The organism is Blautia sp. BIOML-A1 (genome assembly GCF_009883055.1).
Classification (GTDB): Bacteria; Bacillota; Clostridia; order Lachnospirales; family Lachnospiraceae; genus Blautia_A.
In genome coordinates this window covers 12962-32875 of the sequence record NZ_WWVR01000013.1, presented here as the reverse complement: position 1 = coordinate 32875, position 19914 = coordinate 12962, and the positions used below count along the sequence as shown (strand labels likewise).

The 19914-nt window shown below is 41.6% G+C and carries 17 protein-coding genes; 8 read left to right on the top strand and 9 right to left on the bottom strand.

Translation table 11 applies throughout. The features are described from left to right. The first annotated feature begins 15 nt into the window (after positions 1–15). Positions 16–1743 carry an adenine deaminase gene (gene ade, locus GT674_RS07985; RefSeq protein WP_161285214.1) on the top strand — a complete coding sequence of 576 codons (1728 nt, stop codon included), beginning with the start codon at positions 16–18 and terminating at the stop codon, positions 1741–1743. A 53-nt stretch (positions 1744–1796) separates the two neighbouring features. Here the strand turns inward: ade and GT674_RS07980 are convergent, their stop codons facing one another. The 3 genes from GT674_RS07980 to GT674_RS07970 are packed head-to-tail and all read right to left on the bottom strand — an operon-like array spanning position 1797 to position 6320. After that, a complete protein-coding gene (locus tag GT674_RS07980) occupies positions 1797–3206 on the bottom strand; it encodes a sensor histidine kinase (RefSeq protein ID WP_161285213.1) in 1410 nt (469 codons plus the stop codon). Continuing rightward, the gene (locus GT674_RS07975) at positions 3203–3901 is read right to left on the bottom strand and encodes a response regulator transcription factor (protein WP_161285212.1); all 699 of its coding nucleotides are present in this window, start codon (positions 3899–3901) and stop codon (positions 3203–3205) included. Before GT674_RS07975 ends, GT674_RS07980 begins: the two co-directional genes overlap by 4 nt. A gap of 37 nt (positions 3902–3938) precedes the next feature. Beyond that, entirely contained in the window at positions 3939–6320 is a 2382-nt protein-coding gene (locus GT674_RS07970) for an endonuclease MutS2 (protein ID WP_161285211.1), read from the bottom strand. Positions 6321–6481: 161 nt separating this feature from the next. Here GT674_RS07970 and GT674_RS07965 point away from each other — a divergent pair, with 161 nt between their 5' ends. The 5 genes from GT674_RS07965 to GT674_RS07945 all read left to right on the top strand — a co-directional run bounded on the left by GT674_RS07965 (position 6482) and on the right by GT674_RS07945 (position 12473). Then, complete coding sequence (locus GT674_RS07965; protein WP_161285210.1) at positions 6482–7747, top strand: S1C family serine protease; 1266 nt, start codon at positions 6482–6484, stop codon at positions 7745–7747. Between the two features lie 99 nt (positions 7748–7846). After that, positions 7847–8794, top strand: coding sequence for a 3'-5' exoribonuclease YhaM family protein (locus tag GT674_RS07960; protein ID WP_161285209.1), 948 nt, complete (start codon positions 7847–7849; stop codon positions 8792–8794). 5 nt (positions 8795–8799) lie between these two features. After that, positions 8800–10437 (top strand): 23S rRNA (uracil(1939)-C(5))-methyltransferase RlmD, encoded by a 1638-nt coding sequence (rlmD, locus tag GT674_RS07955; RefSeq protein ID WP_161285208.1) that lies wholly within the window; start codon positions 8800–8802, stop codon positions 10435–10437. A gap of 31 nt (positions 10438–10468) precedes the next feature. Then, entirely contained in the window at positions 10469–10840 is a 372-nt protein-coding gene (locus GT674_RS07950) for a TnpV protein (RefSeq protein ID WP_006859001.1), read from the top strand. A 166-nt stretch (positions 10841–11006) separates the two neighbouring features. Continuing rightward, positions 11007–12473: a caspase family protein gene (locus GT674_RS07945; RefSeq protein WP_006859000.1), complete on the top strand. Its 1467-nt coding sequence runs from the start codon at positions 11007–11009 to the stop codon at positions 12471–12473. Positions 12474–12604: 131 nt separating this feature from the next. Here the strand turns inward: GT674_RS07945 and mobQ are convergent, their stop codons facing one another. The 6 genes from mobQ to GT674_RS07915 form a co-directional block, all read right to left on the bottom strand. Beyond that, positions 12605–14314 (bottom strand): MobQ family relaxase, encoded by a 1710-nt coding sequence (gene mobQ / locus GT674_RS07940; RefSeq protein WP_161285207.1) that lies wholly within the window; start codon positions 14312–14314, stop codon positions 12605–12607. Positions 14315–14451: 137 nt separating this feature from the next. Further along, positions 14452–14673 (bottom strand): DUF3847 domain-containing protein, encoded by a 222-nt coding sequence (locus GT674_RS07935; protein WP_005348485.1) that lies wholly within the window; start codon positions 14671–14673, stop codon positions 14452–14454. 170 nt (positions 14674–14843) lie between these two features. Beyond that, positions 14844–15701 carry an ATP-binding protein gene (locus GT674_RS07930; protein ID WP_161285206.1) on the bottom strand — a complete coding sequence of 286 codons (858 nt, stop codon included), beginning with the start codon at positions 15699–15701 and terminating at the stop codon, positions 14844–14846. After that, entirely contained in the window at positions 15698–16414 is a 717-nt protein-coding gene (locus GT674_RS07925) for a replication initiator protein A (protein ID WP_005348487.1), read from the bottom strand. Before GT674_RS07925 ends, GT674_RS07930 begins: the two co-directional genes overlap by 4 nt. 24 nt (positions 16415–16438) lie before the next feature. Then, complete coding sequence (locus GT674_RS07920) at positions 16439–16822, bottom strand: hypothetical protein (RefSeq protein WP_005348488.1); 384 nt, start codon at positions 16820–16822, stop codon at positions 16439–16441. Between the two features lie 3 nt (positions 16823–16825). Next, entirely contained in the window at positions 16826–17743 is a 918-nt protein-coding gene (locus GT674_RS07915) for a ParM/StbA family protein (protein WP_015530849.1), read from the bottom strand. A 220-nt stretch (positions 17744–17963) separates the two neighbouring features. On the opposite strand from GT674_RS07915, the gene GT674_RS07910 reads away from it, so the two are divergent. Both GT674_RS07910 and GT674_RS07905 read left to right on the top strand, forming a co-directional pair. Then, the gene (locus GT674_RS07910; protein WP_014080778.1) at positions 17964–18638 is read left to right on the top strand and encodes a response regulator transcription factor; all 675 of its coding nucleotides are present in this window, start codon (positions 17964–17966) and stop codon (positions 18636–18638) included. Beyond that, positions 18626–19804, top strand: coding sequence for a HAMP domain-containing sensor histidine kinase (locus tag GT674_RS07905; protein WP_161285205.1), 1179 nt, complete (start codon positions 18626–18628; stop codon positions 19802–19804). The genes GT674_RS07910 and GT674_RS07905 overlap by 13 nt, the downstream gene beginning before the upstream one ends. Positions 19805–19914: the final 110 nt, after the last annotated feature.

The window sequence follows — 19914 nt, the reverse complement described above, 5'->3', positions numbered from 1 at the left end:
AAAGGAGGTATCTGCATGGATCTGGAAAGATATCGCGTTTATTCGGAAATTGCACGTGGAATTCGAAGACCTTTTCTCGTTTTCAAAAATGCAAACGTATTTATGGCTCATTCAGGTGAGTTCTGTAAAGGAGATGTGGCAGTTGAAGACGGGGTTGTTGTTGGAGTCGGAGAGTACGAGGGAGAAACAGAAATCGACATGGATGGAAAGTATCTCTGCCCGGGATTTATCGACAGCCATCTCCATCTGGAATCAACTCTGGTAACGCCCGGTGAACTGATCAGACAGGTGGCACAGTGCGGCACGACAACGTTTATTGTAGATCCTCACGAGTCGGCAAATGTTTCAGGAACGGATGGGATTGACTATATCCTGGAACAGACGGAGGAAGTGCCGGCAAATGTCTATGTCATGATGCCTTCCTGTGTACCGGCTACGCATGTGGATGATAACGGATGCATCCTTACTGCAGGCAAAATGAAAGCATATCTGAATCATCCCAGAATCCTTGGTCTGGGAGAAGTGATGGATGCGGTTTCTGTCATTAATGGAAGTGTAGCCATGCATGAGAAACTGTCCGTCTTTAAGGACAGAGTGCGAGATGGCCATGCACCGTTTCTTTCATCAAAAGATCTGGCAGCATACGCACTGGCAGGAATTTCGACAGATCATGAATGTGTGACTTATGAGTATGCTATGGAAGAACTCAGAAATGGGATGCAGGTACTGATTCGTGAAGGAAGTGCAGCGAAGAACCTGGAAGCGATTGTCAAAGGCATTGTAGAGCATCACACGGATACTTCAGGATTCTGTTTCTGTACAGATGACAAGCACATTGAGGAGATCCGCAGGGAAGGACATATTGATTTCAATGTAAGAAAGGCAGTGCGGCTCGGGCTGAAGCCGGAACAGGCAATCAAAATGGCGACCATACAGGCAGCAAAATGCTATGGCCTGCATCATCTTGGGGCAATTGCACCAGGTTATCAGGCAGATTTTGTTGTACTGGATAATCTGGATGAGATGAATGTACTGGAAGTGTACCATAAAGGTAACAAAATCATCCGAGATGAAAAAGTTGAGATCCGTCCGTGTTCACCGCAGCTCAAAAACACAGTTCATCTTCTTGGCTTTAAAGAATCCAATCTTCGACTTCCGTGGAAGCAAGGCAGGGTACATATTATCAAAATGTTCGCGGGACAGATCGTTACAGAAGATATCATGGAAGAAGTCGGCTATGTCGACGAAAATGGGCAGAAGTTCTTTAAAGCGGACGAAACTTATCAGAAGATTGCAGCAGTAGAACGTCATAAAAATACTGGAAAGGTTGGTGTGGGAATTGTAAAAGGATTCGGCCTTCGGGGTGGTGCAATCGCATCCAGTGTATCTCATGATTCCCATAATCTGATCGTGATCGGAGATAATGACCATGATATGTATCTGGCAGTACAGGAGCTTCTTCGTGTGCAGGGCGGCTATACGCTGGTTGAAAATGGAGAGGTATTTGACACACTTCCTCTTCCGATCATGGGACTTATGAGTGATGCCGGATACGAAAAGGTAAATGAGAAACTGGCACGAATGATACCAAAAGCACATGAGATGGGGATACCGAAGGGATTTGACCCGTTTATTACCCTCTCCTTTATGGCACTTCCGGTTATTCCACAGATAAGAATTACGCCAAGAGGTGTTTATCTGACAAAGGAAGACAGAATGATCCAGAGTCCATTTGACCATTGATAAAAAATCATAACAACAAATCTGGAAACTGACAACAGGCAAAGTAGAAATTTCTACTTTGCCTGTTCTAATGTGAAGATAAATTCAGTTCCAACGCCTTCTGTGCTGATCACGTTGATATGCTGACCGTGAGCGGAAATGATCTCCTTGACGATTGCGAGTCCAAGCCCGGTGCCCTTCTGATCTTTGCCACGGGAACGGTCAATTTTGTAAAAGCGTTCCCATATCCTGTTCAGGCTGGATTTGGGGATTCCGATACCGTGATCTTTAACGGATACGAATATTTTGCCGTTTTTTTCTGTTGTCTCAATCGTGATCGTAGAATGATCAGGACTGAATTTGATCGCATTACTTAGAAGATTGTACAGCACCTGCTGAATCTGTTCCAGATCTGCATGAGCATACAGAGTCTGACCGGACAGGATCAATTCAAGAAGGATCTGACGGGTTGTACAGGTTCCCTCAAAAGATGCGGCGGTGCTTTTGATGGTCTGATTGATATCAAAATCCTGGATATTCAGCATCCGTTTGTGGATATCCAGCTCATTCAGAGTCAGAAGACCGCGGGTAAGCTTCTCAAGTCGTTCTGCTTCGTAGGAAATGATCTTGAGGTATTTTTCCTGCATTTCCACAGGAATTGTACCATCGATCATAGCTTCCACATAACCTTTGATGGAAGTCAGCGGTGAGCGGAAGTCATGGGAAATATTTGAAATAAACTGCCGCTGATATTCTCCATTACGATTAAGCTTATCAGCCATGTAATTCAGATTACTTGCAAGATAACCAAGTTCGTTTTCGGACTTTACTGGAATCTGATAGGAGAGATTTCCATTGGCAAATTCAGAAGCACCCTTTGTAATAGCATAAAGTGGTTTCCGTATATAAAAACTGTAAAAGAGAAACAGTACAGCAGTCATCAGATAGGTGATGACAAACAGAAGCTGAATGATCCAGAGAAGGCTGCTGCGGCTCTGGTACAGATCACTCATGAGATAGTGAACTGCCACATATCCCCGGATATTCAGATGTTCTGTAATAGGTGCAATGGTACTTAAACGGGAATCATGAAAGTATCCGTAAAAATCTCCAATCTGATAATAATTACTGCCCCAGGAAGCAGGATCAAAACCATCCAGATCGATGGGATGATCCGGCGAAATATCCTTGCGGGTGCTCAGGATGATCTGTCCGTTGCTGTTGATGATCCAGATGATCGTATCCGGATAATTGGCAGCCAGGGACAGAGTACTCTGGACAGATTCTACATTTGTAGAAGTGATGTTATGACGTACAAGTTCACTTTCTGCAATGCGGTGGGCAGTCTGGTATATGTCTGAGGTGATGGATTTTTCCAGTCTTGCCTCCAGTAGATGAGAGCCCACAAATGTTACCAGAAAAAATCCCAGGATACCGAGCAGGATGTAGGCAGCAAAAAACATGGAGGTTAATCGTTTTTTCATTTTCTGACCTCGAATTTATAACCGATTCCCCAGACAGTTGACAGACTCCACTGCGGATGATCCTTGATCTTTTCACGGAGACGTTTGATGTGGACGTCAACGGTACGTGTATCCCCGATATATTCATATCCCCAGATATGATCAAGAAGCTGCTCACGGGTAAAAACCTGATTCGGGGACGAAGCAAGGAAGTAGAGAAGTTCCAGTTCCTTTGGCGGCATATCCACGTGATTTCCCATGTAGGTGACGGAGTAATTGGTCAGATTGATCGTAAGATCCGGATAGCTGACACTTTTCTCGGATGGATTTACCGCAGGCTGTTTGGCCTTAAAGCGGCGCAGTACTGCACGGACGCGGGCAACGAGTTCTTTTGTATCAAAAGGTTTGATGATGTAGTCATCTGCACCAAGTTCCAGTCCCAGTACCTTGTCGAAGGTTTCGCCCTTGGCAGAAAGCATGATGATCGGTACATCTGAAACATGACGGATCTCCCGACAGACCTGATAGCCGTCGATGCCCGGAAGCATCAGATCAAGAAGTATGAGATCCGGTGAAAAGCTGGAGAACTCTTTAAGTGCCTGCTCACCATCATTTACAATGCTGGTTTCAAAACATTCCTTTGTAAGATATAAAGAAATCAGTTCTGCAATATTATTGTCATCATCTACGATTAAGATTTTTTGTTTTGTTACCATAATAAATATCGCCTTTCCCTTGGTTTTGTTTTGACTGTTATTTTTTGAATTCTACGATCGTTACACCGGCATCTCCCTCACCGAATTCACCGAGACGGTAGGATGCGACATGCTTCTGGCGCTTGAGATAGTTGTGAACGCCTTTTCGCAGGGCACCGGTTCCCTTACCATGGACGATGCGAACGGTTTTGAGATGAGCCAGATAAGCATCATCAAGATATTTGTCGAGTTCAGCAACAGCCTCATCCACGGTTTTACCAAGAAGGTTGATTTCGGTAGAAATGCTGGTGGATTTGGACATACGGATCTTTCCGGCTCCTGTGCGGGAAAGAGAAGGTGTTGTAATTACCGGTTCATCAATAAGTTCCAGGTCAGAAATATGAACCTTGGAGCGTATGATGCCCATCTGTACAAAAAGATAACCTTTGGAATCAGGACGGGTACTGATCGTACCTTTAAGATTCATGCTGAGTACCCGAACGGTATCACCCGGACGTACATCTTTGGCAGAGAGTTCCTTTTTTGGCTTCTTTTTGACGGTGGGCTGTGCCATTTTCTGTTCAGCCTTATTGAGGCGCTGGCGAAGCTGCTGGCGTTCTCTTTCAACAGCGGCAGTATCTACATATTCATTATGGAATTTGTGGAAAAGCTTCATGGTCTGATCGGCATAATCCTTGGCTTCCTGCAGAACCTTGTGAGCTTCTTCGTTAGCCTGACGGATGATGCGGTCCTTCTGTACATCCAGTTTCTCCTGCTTAGTCTCAAGCTGTTTCTTGAGAGTCTCAATTTCCTGCTTATACTGTGCAATCTCTGTACGTTCATTTTCAATTGTGATACGGCTTTCCTCAAGGGAAGTCAGGACATCCTCAAAAGATTCATCCTGCTCATTGATCTGCTCCCTGGCTTTGTCAATGATGGAAGATGGGACACCGAGCTTGGATGAGATTGCAAAAGCATTACTCTTACCCGGAATACCGATCAGCAGACGGTAAGTTGGGCTTAAGGTTTCTACATCAAATTCGCAGCTTGCATTTTCGATACCGGAAGAAGACAGTGCAAATACCTTGAGTTCACTGTAATGTGTGGTTGCCATGGTCCGGATTCCTCTGTCATGGAGATAAGAGAGAATGGAAATGGCAAGTGCGGCTCCTTCTGTCGGATCGGTTCCGGAACAAAGCTCGTCAAACAGAACAAGAGAATGCTGATCTGCCTTCTCGAGAAAAGAAACGATATTTGTCATATGAGAGGAGAAGGTACTTAAGGACTGCTCAATGCTCTGCTCATCTCCGATATCTGCATATACTTCATGAAAAAGAGCCAGCTCACTGCGGTCCAGAGTCGGAATGTGAAGACCTGACTGTCCCATAAGGGTCAGAAGACCGACTGTTTTGAGGGAAACTGTTTTACCACCGGTATTTGGACCAGTGATGACAAGAAGGTCAAAAGTATCTCCAAGACGAATGTCGATAGGCACAACCTTTTTCTTATTGATGAGTGGATGCCGGGCCTTTTTGAGATTGATACGGCCTTCATCATTAAAAACCGGTTCGCTTGCATTCATTTCCATGGCAAGAGCAGCTCTTGCAAAAATAAAATCAAGCTGGACCATGATGTTCAGATTAAGAGAAATGGCTTCCCGTTCGACAGCAATCTGTTCGCTGAGATCTGCAAGGATCACTTCAATTTCCTTCTGTTCCTGGAGTTCCAGTTCACGCATATCGTTGTTCAGTTTGACAACAGACATTGGCTCAATGAAAAGGGTAGAACCAGTGGAAGACTGATCGTGGATCATACCAGGAACCTGACCTTTATATTCAGCCTTAACAGGCACGCAGTATCTGCCGTTTCGCATAGTGATCACAGCATCCTGAAGATAACTTCTGGCACCACCGTTTACCAGTCCGGATAACTGTGAATGGATACGGTCATTTGTTACCTTCATATTTCTTCTGATCTGACGAAGAGCCGGACTTGCATCGTCACTGATCTCATCTTCAGAAAGAATGCATCGGCGTATTTCAGAAGAGAGTGGGGTGAGGGGAGAAAGTCCGTCAAACATATTGTCAAGAGAATCATCCGGTATGTCAGCACGATCCCGACGAGAATAGGCTTTGACACGGGAGGTGTTCTCAAGAAGACTGCAGACAGAGAGAATTTCCAGAATACCAAGAGAACTTCCGATCTCAAGGCGTTTCAGAGATCCACGGATATCCTTGACATTACCAAATGAAATGGAGCCTTTCTGGAAAAGGCGTGTCAGGGCATCACGGGTCTGAAGCTGCATGGTTCGGATCACTTCGAGATCGGTGGAAGGCTCCAGTGTTCGACAGAGATGTTTGCCCATGCCGGAGGAGGCTTTTTCGGTAAGCTTTTCTATGATTTTAGGGTATTCCAGTGCATTTAATGCTTTTTGATTCATAATAATTCCTCGTTATTTTTTATAATCTTTTAGTCTTCTCTATTCTACATGATTTCCGATGGAATGAAAAGACAAATAGACGGATTTTATTCATAAAAAATTCATAAGTTTCTGCTAAAATAAACTAGAATTGTTAGGCTTTACATCATAGGAGAAAAGATATGGCCAAACGGAATGATAAAGAAATATCTTCGGAGAACTATACTTTTATAAAAGAAACCATAAAAGAGCAGCCAACAAAGACGGGGTTGCCGGCCAAAATACTGACAGCAGCCCTCTGTGGAGTGATCTTTGGCAGTTGTGCAACGTGTGCAATGGCACTGATCGTTCCGAAGGCGTTGGAGAAACTTGGCAGTGTGGCAGAACAGAAAGCTGTGGTAACTCTGACTCCCGCGGCCAAAGAGTCACTGGAACAGGAAACGCCAGCACTGCAGTTATCAGAAGAGAAGAAGGAAACAGCCACTGAGGAATCTCAGGATAATCTGTCGGATGGGATAAGTCAGATTGCAGAAATGCCGCGGAGAGCACTTGTCCGTATCTCAGCAGCAGGAGAAGATGCAGATCTTCTGGACGATTCTTTTCTGGACTATGGCGAGGGAGAAGGGTTCGTTTTTCTGAAAAATTCAGATGCTTTTTATATATTGACGCTTGCAGATCAGATGGATGAGGCAGATAAGTTTACTGTTACATTTTCTGATGAAACGACAGCAGATGGAATTTTGTGCAAGAATGATTTTCGCACGGGACTTATGGTGATCAAGGTTCCTTTTGCATCAGTAGGTGAAGAAACGCAGGAAGAAATTCCAGCGGTTTCACTGGCCTCAGAGGATGATATGAAACAGACAGATGCTGTCATTGCCATCGGAAGCCCTACAGGAGATTATGATTCCCTGATAGCTGGAACCATAGCGGCTGTCACAGGTACTCTTAAGATTGCAGACGAGGAGTATGGAATGCTTACGACAGATATGGCAGGTGATGAGAACAGCAGGGGGATTCTTCTGAATGAGGACAGTGAAGTTGTCGGTATCATATGGAATCAGGAAGAGAACAGGACAAATGTGATCCGTGCGGTAGAAACAGCACAGCTGTGCCCGCTTCTTGAAAGTATGGCAAACAGCGAGGATATCCGTTACATAGGCATTGAAGGAGTAACAATCTCATCCGTACAGTCAGAAAGTCTTGAGATTCCGAGAGGAATTTATGTAGATTATGTGGAGGTGGATTCACCGGCAATGTCAGCCGGAATACAGAACGGAGACATCCTGCATACTCTGGACGGACAGGAAATACAGTCAATGGAAGAGTATGCATCTGTGCTTCAGGGGCTGAGTAAGGGAACAAGTACGAAGGTCAATGTGTATCGTAAGAATCCATCCGGAGAATATACAGATGTAGAATTAGCAGTAAAGGTAACTGTTCAGTAGAATGTGTCCGGAAGGATACGGTGACATTTGTGAAAGTGGACTGAGACATAGAAGATACAGGACAGTTAAAATAAAGGAAAACAGAAAGGCAAGAGTAACATGCGATTTATTAATGAATTACATGAAGGAGACAGACTCAGTGGAATCTATCTCTGTAAACAGAAACAGGCAGCAACAACAAAGAATGGTAAACCATATGAGAACGTGATCCTTCAGGATAAGACAGGCGTTCTGGATGGCAAGATATGGGATCCCAATTCCCTGGGAATTGATGATTTTGATGCGTTGGATTATATTGATGTTGTCGGAGATGTGACAACCTTTGCGGGAGCAATGCAGCTGAATATCAAGAGAGTCCGCAAAGCAGGAGAGGGAGAATATGATCCGGCAGATTATCTTCCGGTGAGTGAAAACAGCACAGATGATATGTATGGTCAGCTGCTTGGAATTATTAAGACAGTAAAGAATGAGTATCTGTCCGCTCTTCTGAATAAACTTTTTGTAGAAGATAAGGAATTTTTGAAATCCTTCCAGGAACATTCAGCGGCAAAAACCGTTCATCATGGTTTTATCGGAGGGCTGATGGAGCATACTTTAAGTGTTACAAAGCTTTGTGATTATATGGCAAATGCTTATCCGCTTCTTAAGAGAGATCTTCTGATCACAGCAGCACTTCTTCATGATGTGGGCAAAACAAAGGAACTTTCCTCTTTCCCATTGAATGATTATACAGATGAAGGGCAGCTTCTGGGACATATCATTATCGGTGCACAGATGATCCATGATCTGGCAAAAGAAATCCCGGATTTTCCGGAAACACTGGAGAATCAGCTTGTACACTGCATTCTGGCACATCACGGAGAACTGGAATATGGTTCACCAAAGAAACCGGCACTGGCAGAGGCTGTGGCGTTAAATCTTGCAGACAATACGGATGCCCGTATGGAAACACTGACAGAGATTTTTGCAGCAGATAAAGGCAAGAAGGAATGGCTTGGATATAACAGGCTTTTTGAATCAAATCTGAGAAGAACAGGAGACGTTTGATCCTCATGGAATATCGTAAAAATGACATTGTTACGTTAGAAATTGTGGACTGCGGAACAGATGGTGAAGGCATTGGCAAAGCTGATGGCTTCACTGTTTTTGTAAAGGATGCAGTTATTGGAGATACTGTTAAAGCAAAGATCATGAAGGCAAAGAAGAACTATGGATATGGCAGGCTGATGGAAATCCTTAAACCTTCACCATATCGGGTAGAACCAGTGTGTCCATCTGCCCGTCAGTGTGGCGGATGTCAGCTTCAGGCAGTTTCTTATGAAGAACAGAAAGTGTTTAAAGAAAAGAAACTTCGGGGTCATCTGGAGCGGATCGGTGGATTTCATGACCTTCCTATGGAGCCGCTGATCGGTATGGATGAACCATATCATTATAGAAATAAGGCACAGTTTCCAGTTGGACGGAATAAAGAAGGCAGGATTATCACAGGATTTTATGCCGGTCGTACGCATGCGATTATTGAGAATCGTGATTGCACTCTGGGAATTCCACAGAATAAAGATGTGCTGGATCGCGTGATTGCTCATATGGAGAAATATAATATTGCACCTTATGATGAGATGACAGGCAAGGGACTGGTGCGTCATATTTTTGTTCGTTATGGATTTTTTACCGGTGAACTCATGGTCTGTCTGATCATTAATGGCCAGGAACTTCCGCATCAGAAGGAACTGATCGAGAAGCTTTGTGAAATTCCGGGAATGACGAGTATCTCTCTGAATATTAACAAGAAACGAAATAACGTGATTCTTGGTGAAAAAGTTAAGACCATCTGGGGACAGGAATTTATCACAGATAAGATCGGAGACATTTCCTATGAAATCTCGCCGCTTTCCTTCTTCCAGGTAAATCCGAAACAGACTTGGAAACTGTATTCCAAAGCTCTGGAATATGCGGATCTTCATGGAGAAGAAACTGTTTGGGATCTGTACTGCGGTATTGGAACAATCTCACTCTTTCTGGCACAGAAAGCCAGATTTGTCCGTGGTGTGGAAATCGTTCCTGCGGCAATCGAAGATGCGAAGCGAAATGCCAAGATCAATAATATCGAAAATGTAGAATTCTTTGTCGGAAAAGCCGAAGAGGTTCTGCCAAGAGAATATGAGAAAAACGGCGTCTATGCAGATGTGATCGTAGTCGATCCCCCGCGAAAGGGCTGCGATGAAATGCTGCTTAAAACCATCCTCAAAATGCAGCCGAAGAGAGTTGTCTATGTGAGCTGTGACAGTGCGACACTCGCCAGAGATTTGCGATTCTTGTGTGATAATGGATATGAACTGAAGAAGGTCTGCGGAGTGGATCAGTTCCCACAGACGGTGCATGTGGAGACGGTTGTTCTTTTGTCCCAACAAAAACCAGATGACACGATAGAGATCGACTTAGACCTGGACGAGCTGGATGCCACCAGTGCCGAGTTGAAAGCAACCTATCAGGAAATCAAAGATTATGTGCTGAAAGAATTTGGCTTGAAGGTTTCAAGTTTATATATTTCTCAGGTAAAACGCAAATGTGGAATTGAAGTGGGAGAAAACTATAATCTTCCAAAATCAGAAAATGCAAGAGTTCCACAATGCCCGAAAGAGAAAGAAGATGCTATCAAGGCTGCCCTGAAATATTTTGCGATGATTTAAGGACATCGCTGATTTCAAGGAGGAATAACACATGAAAAGCACATTTGAAAAAATGGGTGGAACCTACACACTTGGCGCAGACGGAATTTACTATTCGAATCTTGTCAGTACAGATGAAGAACCGCATTATGGGAAATATGGAATGATGCGGAAAACATATCTGAAAGAGCATCGTCCGGCAATGTATTCACTGTATATGCTGGAAGACAGACTGACAGAACATCTGAATACTGTGGACGATGAAGCACAGGAGAGAATGGATATTCTGGTGAGTCAGATGATGGAGAAGCAGGGCATTACGGAAGAATTGAAAGCTCGTGACCAGATGGAATGGGTTAGAGCGGTAAATAATGCCCGGAATGCTGCAGAAGAGATTGTGTTGAAAGAATTAGTGTATATTTAAAGCGTGGAAAGCTCCTTCGGGAGCTTTTCAGTGTTTGTAAGAGTTTATATAAAATGGGCTAAGAAGGTGGTATGATCAAAATAACAGATTAAAATTTATATTAAGAAATGAATTTAAAATTTTTAATTATGAAATAAAACGTAAGATAATTTCAGAGGTGAGAATAATGGATAGAATTGCATTAGTAATCGGTAATTCTGATTATTCAAATGTAGGGAAATTGAATAATCCTAAGAATGATGCTGACGATATTGCTAGTATTTTGAATAAATTAAATTTTGATGTTACAAAAATAATGGATGCAAATTTAATAGATATTCAAAAATCTGTTAATGATTTTTTACAGGCATTAGATGAATATGCTGTAGGGGTATTTTTTTATGCAGGGCATGGTATGCAAATCGACGGTAAAAATTTTATCGTTCCTATTGATTTAAAGTTAAGTGATAAAAGCAAGACAATGGTCTCTTGTTATTGTTTAAATTCGCTGTTAGAAGGTGCATCTTCATATAAGGGAAAAACATTAATATGTATATTGGATGCATGTCGAGATAATCCTTTTGCTATGGGGAGGGGATTTTTAACAGGCTTTGCGCCATTTAATAATCCACCTAAAGGTACTATGATTGCTTATTCTACAAGCGCTGACTGTAGTGCATTTGATGGACAATGTAGTAATGGATTATATACACAAGTTTTAAAAGATGCTATGCTTATTCCAAATTTGAAAATTGAAGAAATGTTTAAATTTGTTAGAAATAAAGTGTCAGAAATATCAATTAGCCAATACGGAGAAGAACAGCTTTCATGGGAATATTCTTCGTTAGTGGGAGACTTTTATTTTTCTGTTACGCCACAACCAGTCAATGAACAGGTTACTGATGAGAAAATATATGAATTCATATGTGCTCGTCGAAAATCTTATGAGAATGCTTCGGATAATATTTATGATATTGAATGTTTGCCATATATAGATGCCTATAATAAATATCATATACCAATTATTAAAATTTTACGTGCATATTCAAGAGTAGATTATTCAAAAAGAGGATTTCAGTTTTCGGATGCTACTATAGATCAGTTAAACAGCAATTATTTGTCATCATGGGGATTTATACAGAAATATGGTAGATGGTATTATAAAAATCATTACGTTGAGATGGGAGATTTATTGCCATTGCCCGAGGAATTAGAACCTAAACAACCTATTAATGGAAAGGAATTGAAGATTGAAGCTTCATTGAGCTGGAAAATGAATGATGGAAAGATAAGATTTCAAGTATCTTCTAATATTCCAGAGGAAACCCCATTAATGTTTACATTACGTGGCAAAGAATATACAGCTCAATGTAAATCTGTAGCAGGTAATAGAATTTCAATAAGTGAATGGTTTAGTGACAGAGGTAATCCTATGAAAAATGGATTTTATACTATAGATGTGTCATGTCCGATATATAGTGTATTGCCAGAAAAGATAAAGAAAATATTTGGTGAACGTAATAGAAATATATGTGGACAATATGTTAAATTTGAACCAGTGGGAGGAAATACGATTCATTTTTCGTATGGATTAGTTCTTAAAAATAGTAAAGTTCAAGTTATTGATATGCAACAAAGAATCTCAGCATTATAATGAATGTGGTTTTATACAAGAAAACATGGCAGATTGTAACTGGTTAAAGTGAATTGGGCGTATGGAACTTTTAAATCCATACGCCTTTTAAACAAGAGAGTTGTAAGAGCATATTATCTACTCGATGATGATTATAATTCCATATCATATGACCTTTTCTTAGCTCTTGCAGGCTGATTTCGCCGCATTTTCTGTTCTCTCTGATATTTAAGTTCCCATGCACGATGAGAGAAGACATCAGGATCTTCCACATTGAGATAATCCACCTCATTGGCTGCAATATCACGACGGTGATAGTCGTAATATTTACCGAAAGTACCTTTGAGTTGTTCAATCAGCTTATCCCGAAAATCAGGACGTATCTGGATCCTGGTATCCAGCAATTCTGTGTATTGTTCTGGTTCAGGACAAAATTTTTCTTCCCGGAAAGCGGCGGCATCTTTTTCAAGCAGTTTTTTGAGCGAGGTGTCCTGAGAATCCAGGACATCCAGATTTTTATTCATCTGGTCGTATTTCTTGGATAGATTCATCATATCTTTATCGGTAGAGCATTGTGCCTGGAAGATTAGCTGCTCTTTCCGTGATTTCAGTTCTTCGATTTCTTCGGTAACAGTGGTAAGCTGCTGATTCAATTTTATATGCTGGATGGGATTCAGAATACTGGTTTTATCCTTTTGCACATTCAGTCCTTTTCGCTCCACAACTTTCGCTTTAAGTTTCTTCTTAACAGCATTATATTTATTCAGTATGGGATTAAAATGATTCATCCAGTCATGAATTACTTCTTTTTGCATTTCATTGTGAAGTAAATGGTACTGTGTAAAGATCATATGATTGCGGATTGCTTCCAATGTTTCTGCAATTATCGGAATAGACTTTTCTACAGCTTCCGCCAGTTTTGCTACCTGAACTTTCAATTCCCGGAGCATTTTGTTATCCGCACGAATCTGACGGTTGATTTCACAGCGGTCTGCTATCATGCCTTTCTTTTCCATATTCTGGGCAATGTAGCCTTCATGGATAGTTGGCTGTTCGGTGATTCCCTGATCTGCAAAGCTGCGGTGATCAATGGTAGCATTTATCTGATTACGTGCAAGCATTTTATTTACGGCATCTGCCCAGTTTGCCCGCCAGATGAAAAGTTGTTCATCACTGTTCCATTGTTCGGAAATAGGATTCTGTCTGCCATATCGGCTGCTCTTGGGGTGTTTATTAATCCGTTCATATCCTTTTTCCTGTGCAACAGAGGAAGTCAGATATTCTTTCTTTTTTCCAACTTTATAGCGATATTGCTTTTCCCATCCCTGTTTCTGAGCAGTTTTAAATTCAGAAGCAGTAAATCCTTTTTCTTCCCCATCTTTGATACAGAGATATTCTTTTTCGGTTTTATACTGCCATGTTCCATTTTCATTTAGTGGTCGGACAGTAAGAAGAATGTGTGCATGGGGATTGTGACCATCTGTATCGTGAATGGCAAAATCAGCACACATCCCCACATCTACAAAATTCTTTTTAATAAAATCCTGAAGAAGAGAAATATTGCTGTCTTTATCCAACTCAACAGGGAGTGCGACAACAAATTCTCTTGCCAGTCGGCTGTCTTTGGTCTTTTCGGTTTCTTCCACAGCGTTCCAGAGTTGTTCCCGGTCAATCCATTTGGATGGAGCCATTGGAGGAAGCATCACTTCCTGATAGATCAGCCCCTGCTTTCTGGTGTAGTCATGCTGAACGCCATCGTAATCATTGTACATGCGGCTACAGCTCATATAAGCAGAAGCAGCAACAGCAGACCGACCGGAACCACGGCTGACGACTTTGGCTTGCATATGATAAATTGCCATATCTGGCACCTCCTTTCGATGTTGCCTGCAACAGCGGATAAAGCCCTCGGCAGAGCGCACGAGCCCCGAAGGGGATACCACTGCCTGATTTATCAGGTGGTGAGTAAGTGCGCCCTTCGGGAGTAGAACTTGTGCGTTTACATTCCTCGTAGCCGGATTATCAGCTCCCGTTTCAGGGAATCCAAATCCATTTCTTTAATATGGGGAACAATACTTTCCAAAATGGCTCCTTCCTGGACTAATCGGTGTGTTCTGGCATCACGTTCTTTTTTGCGATTTCTTGCTTCGGCTTCTTCTTGGCGGTGTCTTGCCTGTAAAAGTGCTTTTTCTTCCGGTGTCATGATTTTTTTATCTGCCATATCTGGCACCTCCTTTTTATGCCCGTATCCGGGCAGTATTGGTTTTAAAATCTTATGGTTTGGTACTATAGTTTCGGATAACTGACAGTGGCATGTTTCTGGTGATAAATAAGGAAAGAAAGTAGTACCACTGTCAGTGAAGAATAATTATCGTGTTATGCTTCTTTGCTTCAGTTCTGGTTCGGAGCATGATTGTTTAACAGAATTCTTTTTGCCTGTTTTAAATTAGCTGTTGCATTGTCCTGACGAATATTCCGGTTATTGATACGGACAGGAATACATCTCTCCAGAATACGGTCATAAATTCGTTTGTGTGCGATATCAGCGGCGTTATTCAGCTCTGATAAAGTGAGATTGGTCGTTATGATCAGGGGCTTTTTACTTCGGTAACGACTGTCGATCACATTGAATACCTGTTCCAGTGCAAAGTCAGAGTTCCGCTCAATTCCGAGATCATCAATAATCAGAAGACTGTAGCGGTTTAAGCTGTTGATGAACTGGTTTCTGTCTTCAAAATGCATTCCGGTAAGGGTATTTAGAATTCGGGAAAAGTTGGTCATCAGTACAGGAACGCCTTTTTCCAGAAGGGCATTGGCAATGCAGCCTGCAAAAAAAGATTTTCCAGTACCGACATCACCCCAGATGAGAAGTCCGGAAGCATTTGCTCTCATCTCTTCCCAGTTGCTTACATAATTGTGTGCCAGTTTTATTTCCGGATTGATGCCGTTATCCCTGGCAAAAGTGTAGTCATAGAGTGCTTTGTCCTGTAAGCCGCTGGTTTTAAGATGCTCTATTTCCATTTGTTTTTCATGAAGTTTTCTCTGGGCTTCTTCCTGCTCAAAGATTTCCTGCTGGCATTTACAGCGGATGGAAGGAATAAGAACCTTTCCCTGTAATTCATGCCTGCATTGCCTTGGCGTATTGCATTTGGAACAGTAGATCAGGCGGTCTGTTTCGTTAAAATATTCATCAGACTGAAGCTCTCTGTTTGGGGTTATAGCTGTTGGTTTTTCTATAAATTTTGTCATAATGTTTCGTATTCCTCACTTTCGTAATTTCGTTGTCGGGAAGCAGGATGATCCTGTCTTGCCCAACTGATGATGGTAGCTGCGTGGTTCTGATATTGCTTTCCGGTAGAAGCCATATAACCGGATAAGCGTTCAATATAATCCTTCCAGTCAGGGATTGTCTGCCGGATATCTTCAAGCTCTTTTTCTGACAGAAAAACATTTTGAAATTTTCCATAGGGTGAGAGTGGCTCCTTACTCCCTCTTATTGCTAAATTGTTCTTTTTTATCTCTTTCTTATTACCAGACAGTTTTCTGTCTGTATCAGGAAAAGAATCCTGTCTGTCAATAGGACAGTTTTTTGTCTGTCTTAGGGAAAGAAATCTGTCTGTATAGTGGATGGTTTCTTTTGGGAGTTTTACATAAATCCGATTGGGCTGTCCGGGACCCTGCCGTTTTCGGAAGATAAGCTCCTGTTTTTCCAGTACTGCCAGAGCAGTTTTAACCGTCATCTGGCTTTTGTGGAGAACTTCTGCCAGTGCTTCAATCGTAAAGTAAATGAACACATGACCGTCTGTATCTGACCACCCCTCATTTTTCTGGGAAAGCCTTGCCCGGTCGAGCAGGATAATATAAAGCATTTTGGCAGTTTCGTTTATTTCCATGTCCAGAAGGAAACGGGGAAACATCATATAAGATGGCAGGTTGGTGTCTGCTGTCAGAAAGTCAGTCATGTGTTCACCTCCAATCAAAAGGGTTTATTCCCCAAGAAAATCCCAGTCTACATCACTATCTGGCTGTGAATTTTCAGGTGCTGGAAAGGATGCCCTGATTTGGGGCTCCCTTTGCGCCATGCCTGCAGTCAGTCCGGAAAGAAAAAGTGGCAATGCCTGTTTCAGACTGTTTTCCACTGCATCTACAATCTGTTTCACAAAAAGTTCTTCCCGTTCTCTTGTTTCCAGATAAGGATCAGCCTGTGTGCGGTAGTAGCGGTCAAAATAATCTACCAGTGCAAGAGAGATTACCTGACTGTAAGATTTAAAATCCTGCCTGTCCATCGTCTGTAAATATTCCCAGGCTCTCCGTTGCTGTTCTTTGTCCAGATTAAAGCGCAGGTTTGTGTTGCGGATATTGTTCTGCATGGTTTATCCCCTCCTTTTCAGGCTCATATAAGCCAGAGATTCGTAACCTTTGGCGGTGGCGCAGATGTCATCAATGATGGTGACTCGTAATTTGTCATACGTTCCGAAGTTACGGATCAGACATCCACCGCCGCCAACTACATACAGGTGCATTAGGTCAGGATTGTATTCATATTTGCGGAGTGTGGAAAAAAGTTCTGCCACATACTGTCTGGCAATAGAACTGATACAATCCATATATGGTGCTGAAATGTCAGCTGTTCCAAACCGCAGAATCTGTTCTACTGTAGATTCTTCAATCTTCACTCCAAATTTGTCCAGAACAGCGTTCTTTGCAGCAATCATGCATTGGTTTACACCAAGTTTTTCTGTCCAGCATCGGCTTTCTTGTGCTTTCTTATTGTTGATATACAGAATGTTCATGGTTCCGTTTCCGATATCTGCAAGGAGATTAGTTCCCTTGAAATTTCCAAGGTGGTTTACAATAGCCGGATATCCCTGTGGGTAAAGGCTACATCCCACAAAGCGGAGATGATATTCTTTGCCGTTGAAACGGTAATGGACTTCTGGATTCTGGAGCAGATAGGAACGAAAAGCTTCTCTTTGATTTCTGATCCATGTCAGAGGAAGTCCGGCAGCCAGATGAACATCTGCTTCACGGATGGAAAAGACATTCAGTTCCCTTGCAATAGCCATTAGCGTCAGAAGATAATATTCTTCGTCCATAGCTTTATCCGGGATAAATTCTTTGTGTCCTTCGCCGATCCGGTAGTAAATGCCGTTGTATTCCAGAATATTCCCGGTGAAGATTGGTTCAGTTTCATAGGCTTTGATGCCGGTTGGGGTGACGGTGTTTGCTGTTTTCATATTGCCGTAGCCATGATCTACAGCAATGATTTTGGTGTTTCTGAGTTCTCGCATAAAAAATACCTCCGTTTTCGTATTGATTGATTCAGCAGGTCGTACCGGTGTGGTACTGCTCTGCTGTGGGATAAGCATACGAAAATCGGAGGAAAAAGGCATTGAGGGGAAATTGAGCTGGAATTGAGAAAAAAGATATATTGTGCGTACATTCTTCATGTACTCTTGTTGTGATTTCATTGTTTTTTATCGTATAATATGGATACTGGAGGTGGTTTGGATGAAATACAAGATTTTAGTTGTCGATGATGATAAAGAATTGGTGAAAATGCTTTGTAGTTATTTTAATATGAAACAATATGAAACCATTACGGCTACAGACGGAATGGAAGCATTAAATAAAATAAAAATGAAACCGGATATTATTTTGTTGGATATCAATATGCCACGCATGGATGGGATTGAAGTATGTCGTCTGATACGCAGTAAAGTGTTATGCCCGATTTTGTTTCTAACAGCAAGAGTTGATGAAGATGATAAAATTAATGGGTTGCTTTCGGGTGGGGATGACTATATTACGAAACCATTTAGTCTTCGGGAGTTGGAAGCAAGGATTGTCACAAACATAAAGAGAGAAGAAAGGCATCAACAAAAAACGGAATACCGTTTCATGGATGAAATGCTGATTGATTATTCTGAAAAAATAGTAGCTATAGCCGGACACAGGATGGAGTTCACAAAAATTGAATATCAGATTATTGAATTCTTATCCATGCATCCAGGGCAGGTGTTTGATAAAGAACGTATATATGCACAAGTCTGTGGATATGATGCGGAAGGGGACAGTAGAACGATAACGGAATTAGTACGGCGTATAAGGAAAAAAATAGCGGATTATTCAGAAAAAGAATACATAGAAACTGTATGGGGGATTGGATACCGATGGAAAAAATAAGAAACTTGTCACTGAAAAAAACAATTCTGCTTTATTTTGTGATCAGCTTAACGGCAGCATTTCTGTTATCTGGAGTTACAGTTCATTTTGCAGGAAATATGCAGAATAAAATATGGGAAAAATATATTGATTATGCAGATTATACGGACGTGTTTCAGCAATATGGAAAGAAATACGAGATTGAGATATCAAGACCTAATCAATCGCAGATGAATCGTTTGGACTATCATCTTTCGGAAATGTGTGACTTTATGGAAACATATTCGGTACTGATTTTTTCGATTGTTGGGAGTGTTGTTGCGGTATTCTTTTTTTATAAAAATAAGTTAAAGACACCTCTACAGGAACTAAAAGATGCCTCACAAATGATTGCAGATAATGAACTGGATTTTCATGTGTCCTATGAAAATAAAGATGAGATGGGAACTTTGTGTAAAGAATTTGAAATGATGCGAAGTGATTTAGCAGATAACAACAGAAAGATGTGGCGAATGATTGATGACGAGAAGGCTTTGCGGAATGCAATTGCACATGATATACGTTCTCCACTTTCCATATTGCGTGGGTATCAGGAAATGCTCTTAGAGTTTGTTTCTGCCGAGAGTATAAAAACAGAGGATGTTATTGATATCTTACAAACAGGCATGTATCAGATTGACCGTATAGAGCATTTCACGGAAAACATGAGAAAAATGTCCCATTTAGAACAGAGGGAACTGCAATGCTCAGAGATAGAGTTATCGGAACTGGCAAAAAAGATTGAGGCAGAAGCTGCCATGCTGTCCAAGAAGGAAAGTAAATTATGTAAGGTAGAAAGAGTGCAGGAACAAAACATTGTGAAAGTGGATGAGGAACTTGTCATGGAAGTGACAGACAACTTACTGGAAAATGCGGTTCGATATGCACAAAAAAGTATTGCTTTGCAGATAAAGAAAAAGGATGGTTTTCTTATAATTTCTGTTGAAGATGATGGAATAGGATTTGTGGATACTGAGGAAAAAGTAACAGAGCCATTTTATCATAAGAATCCACAAGATGATTTAAAGCATTTTGGCCTTGGTATGTATATTTCTCGTATTTTCTGTGAAAAGCATGGAGGAAATTTGAAAATATATAATGCCAGACAAGGCGGTGCTCATGTAGAAGCTCTTTTCAAAGCTGAATAAAAATACTTTATAAGGCTGAAATCACAAATAAAGTGGTTTTAGTCTTTTTTGTTGTGAATTTATTGAGAATTGATTTGTATGATGTTGTTAAAGAAATAAAGAAAGGAAGA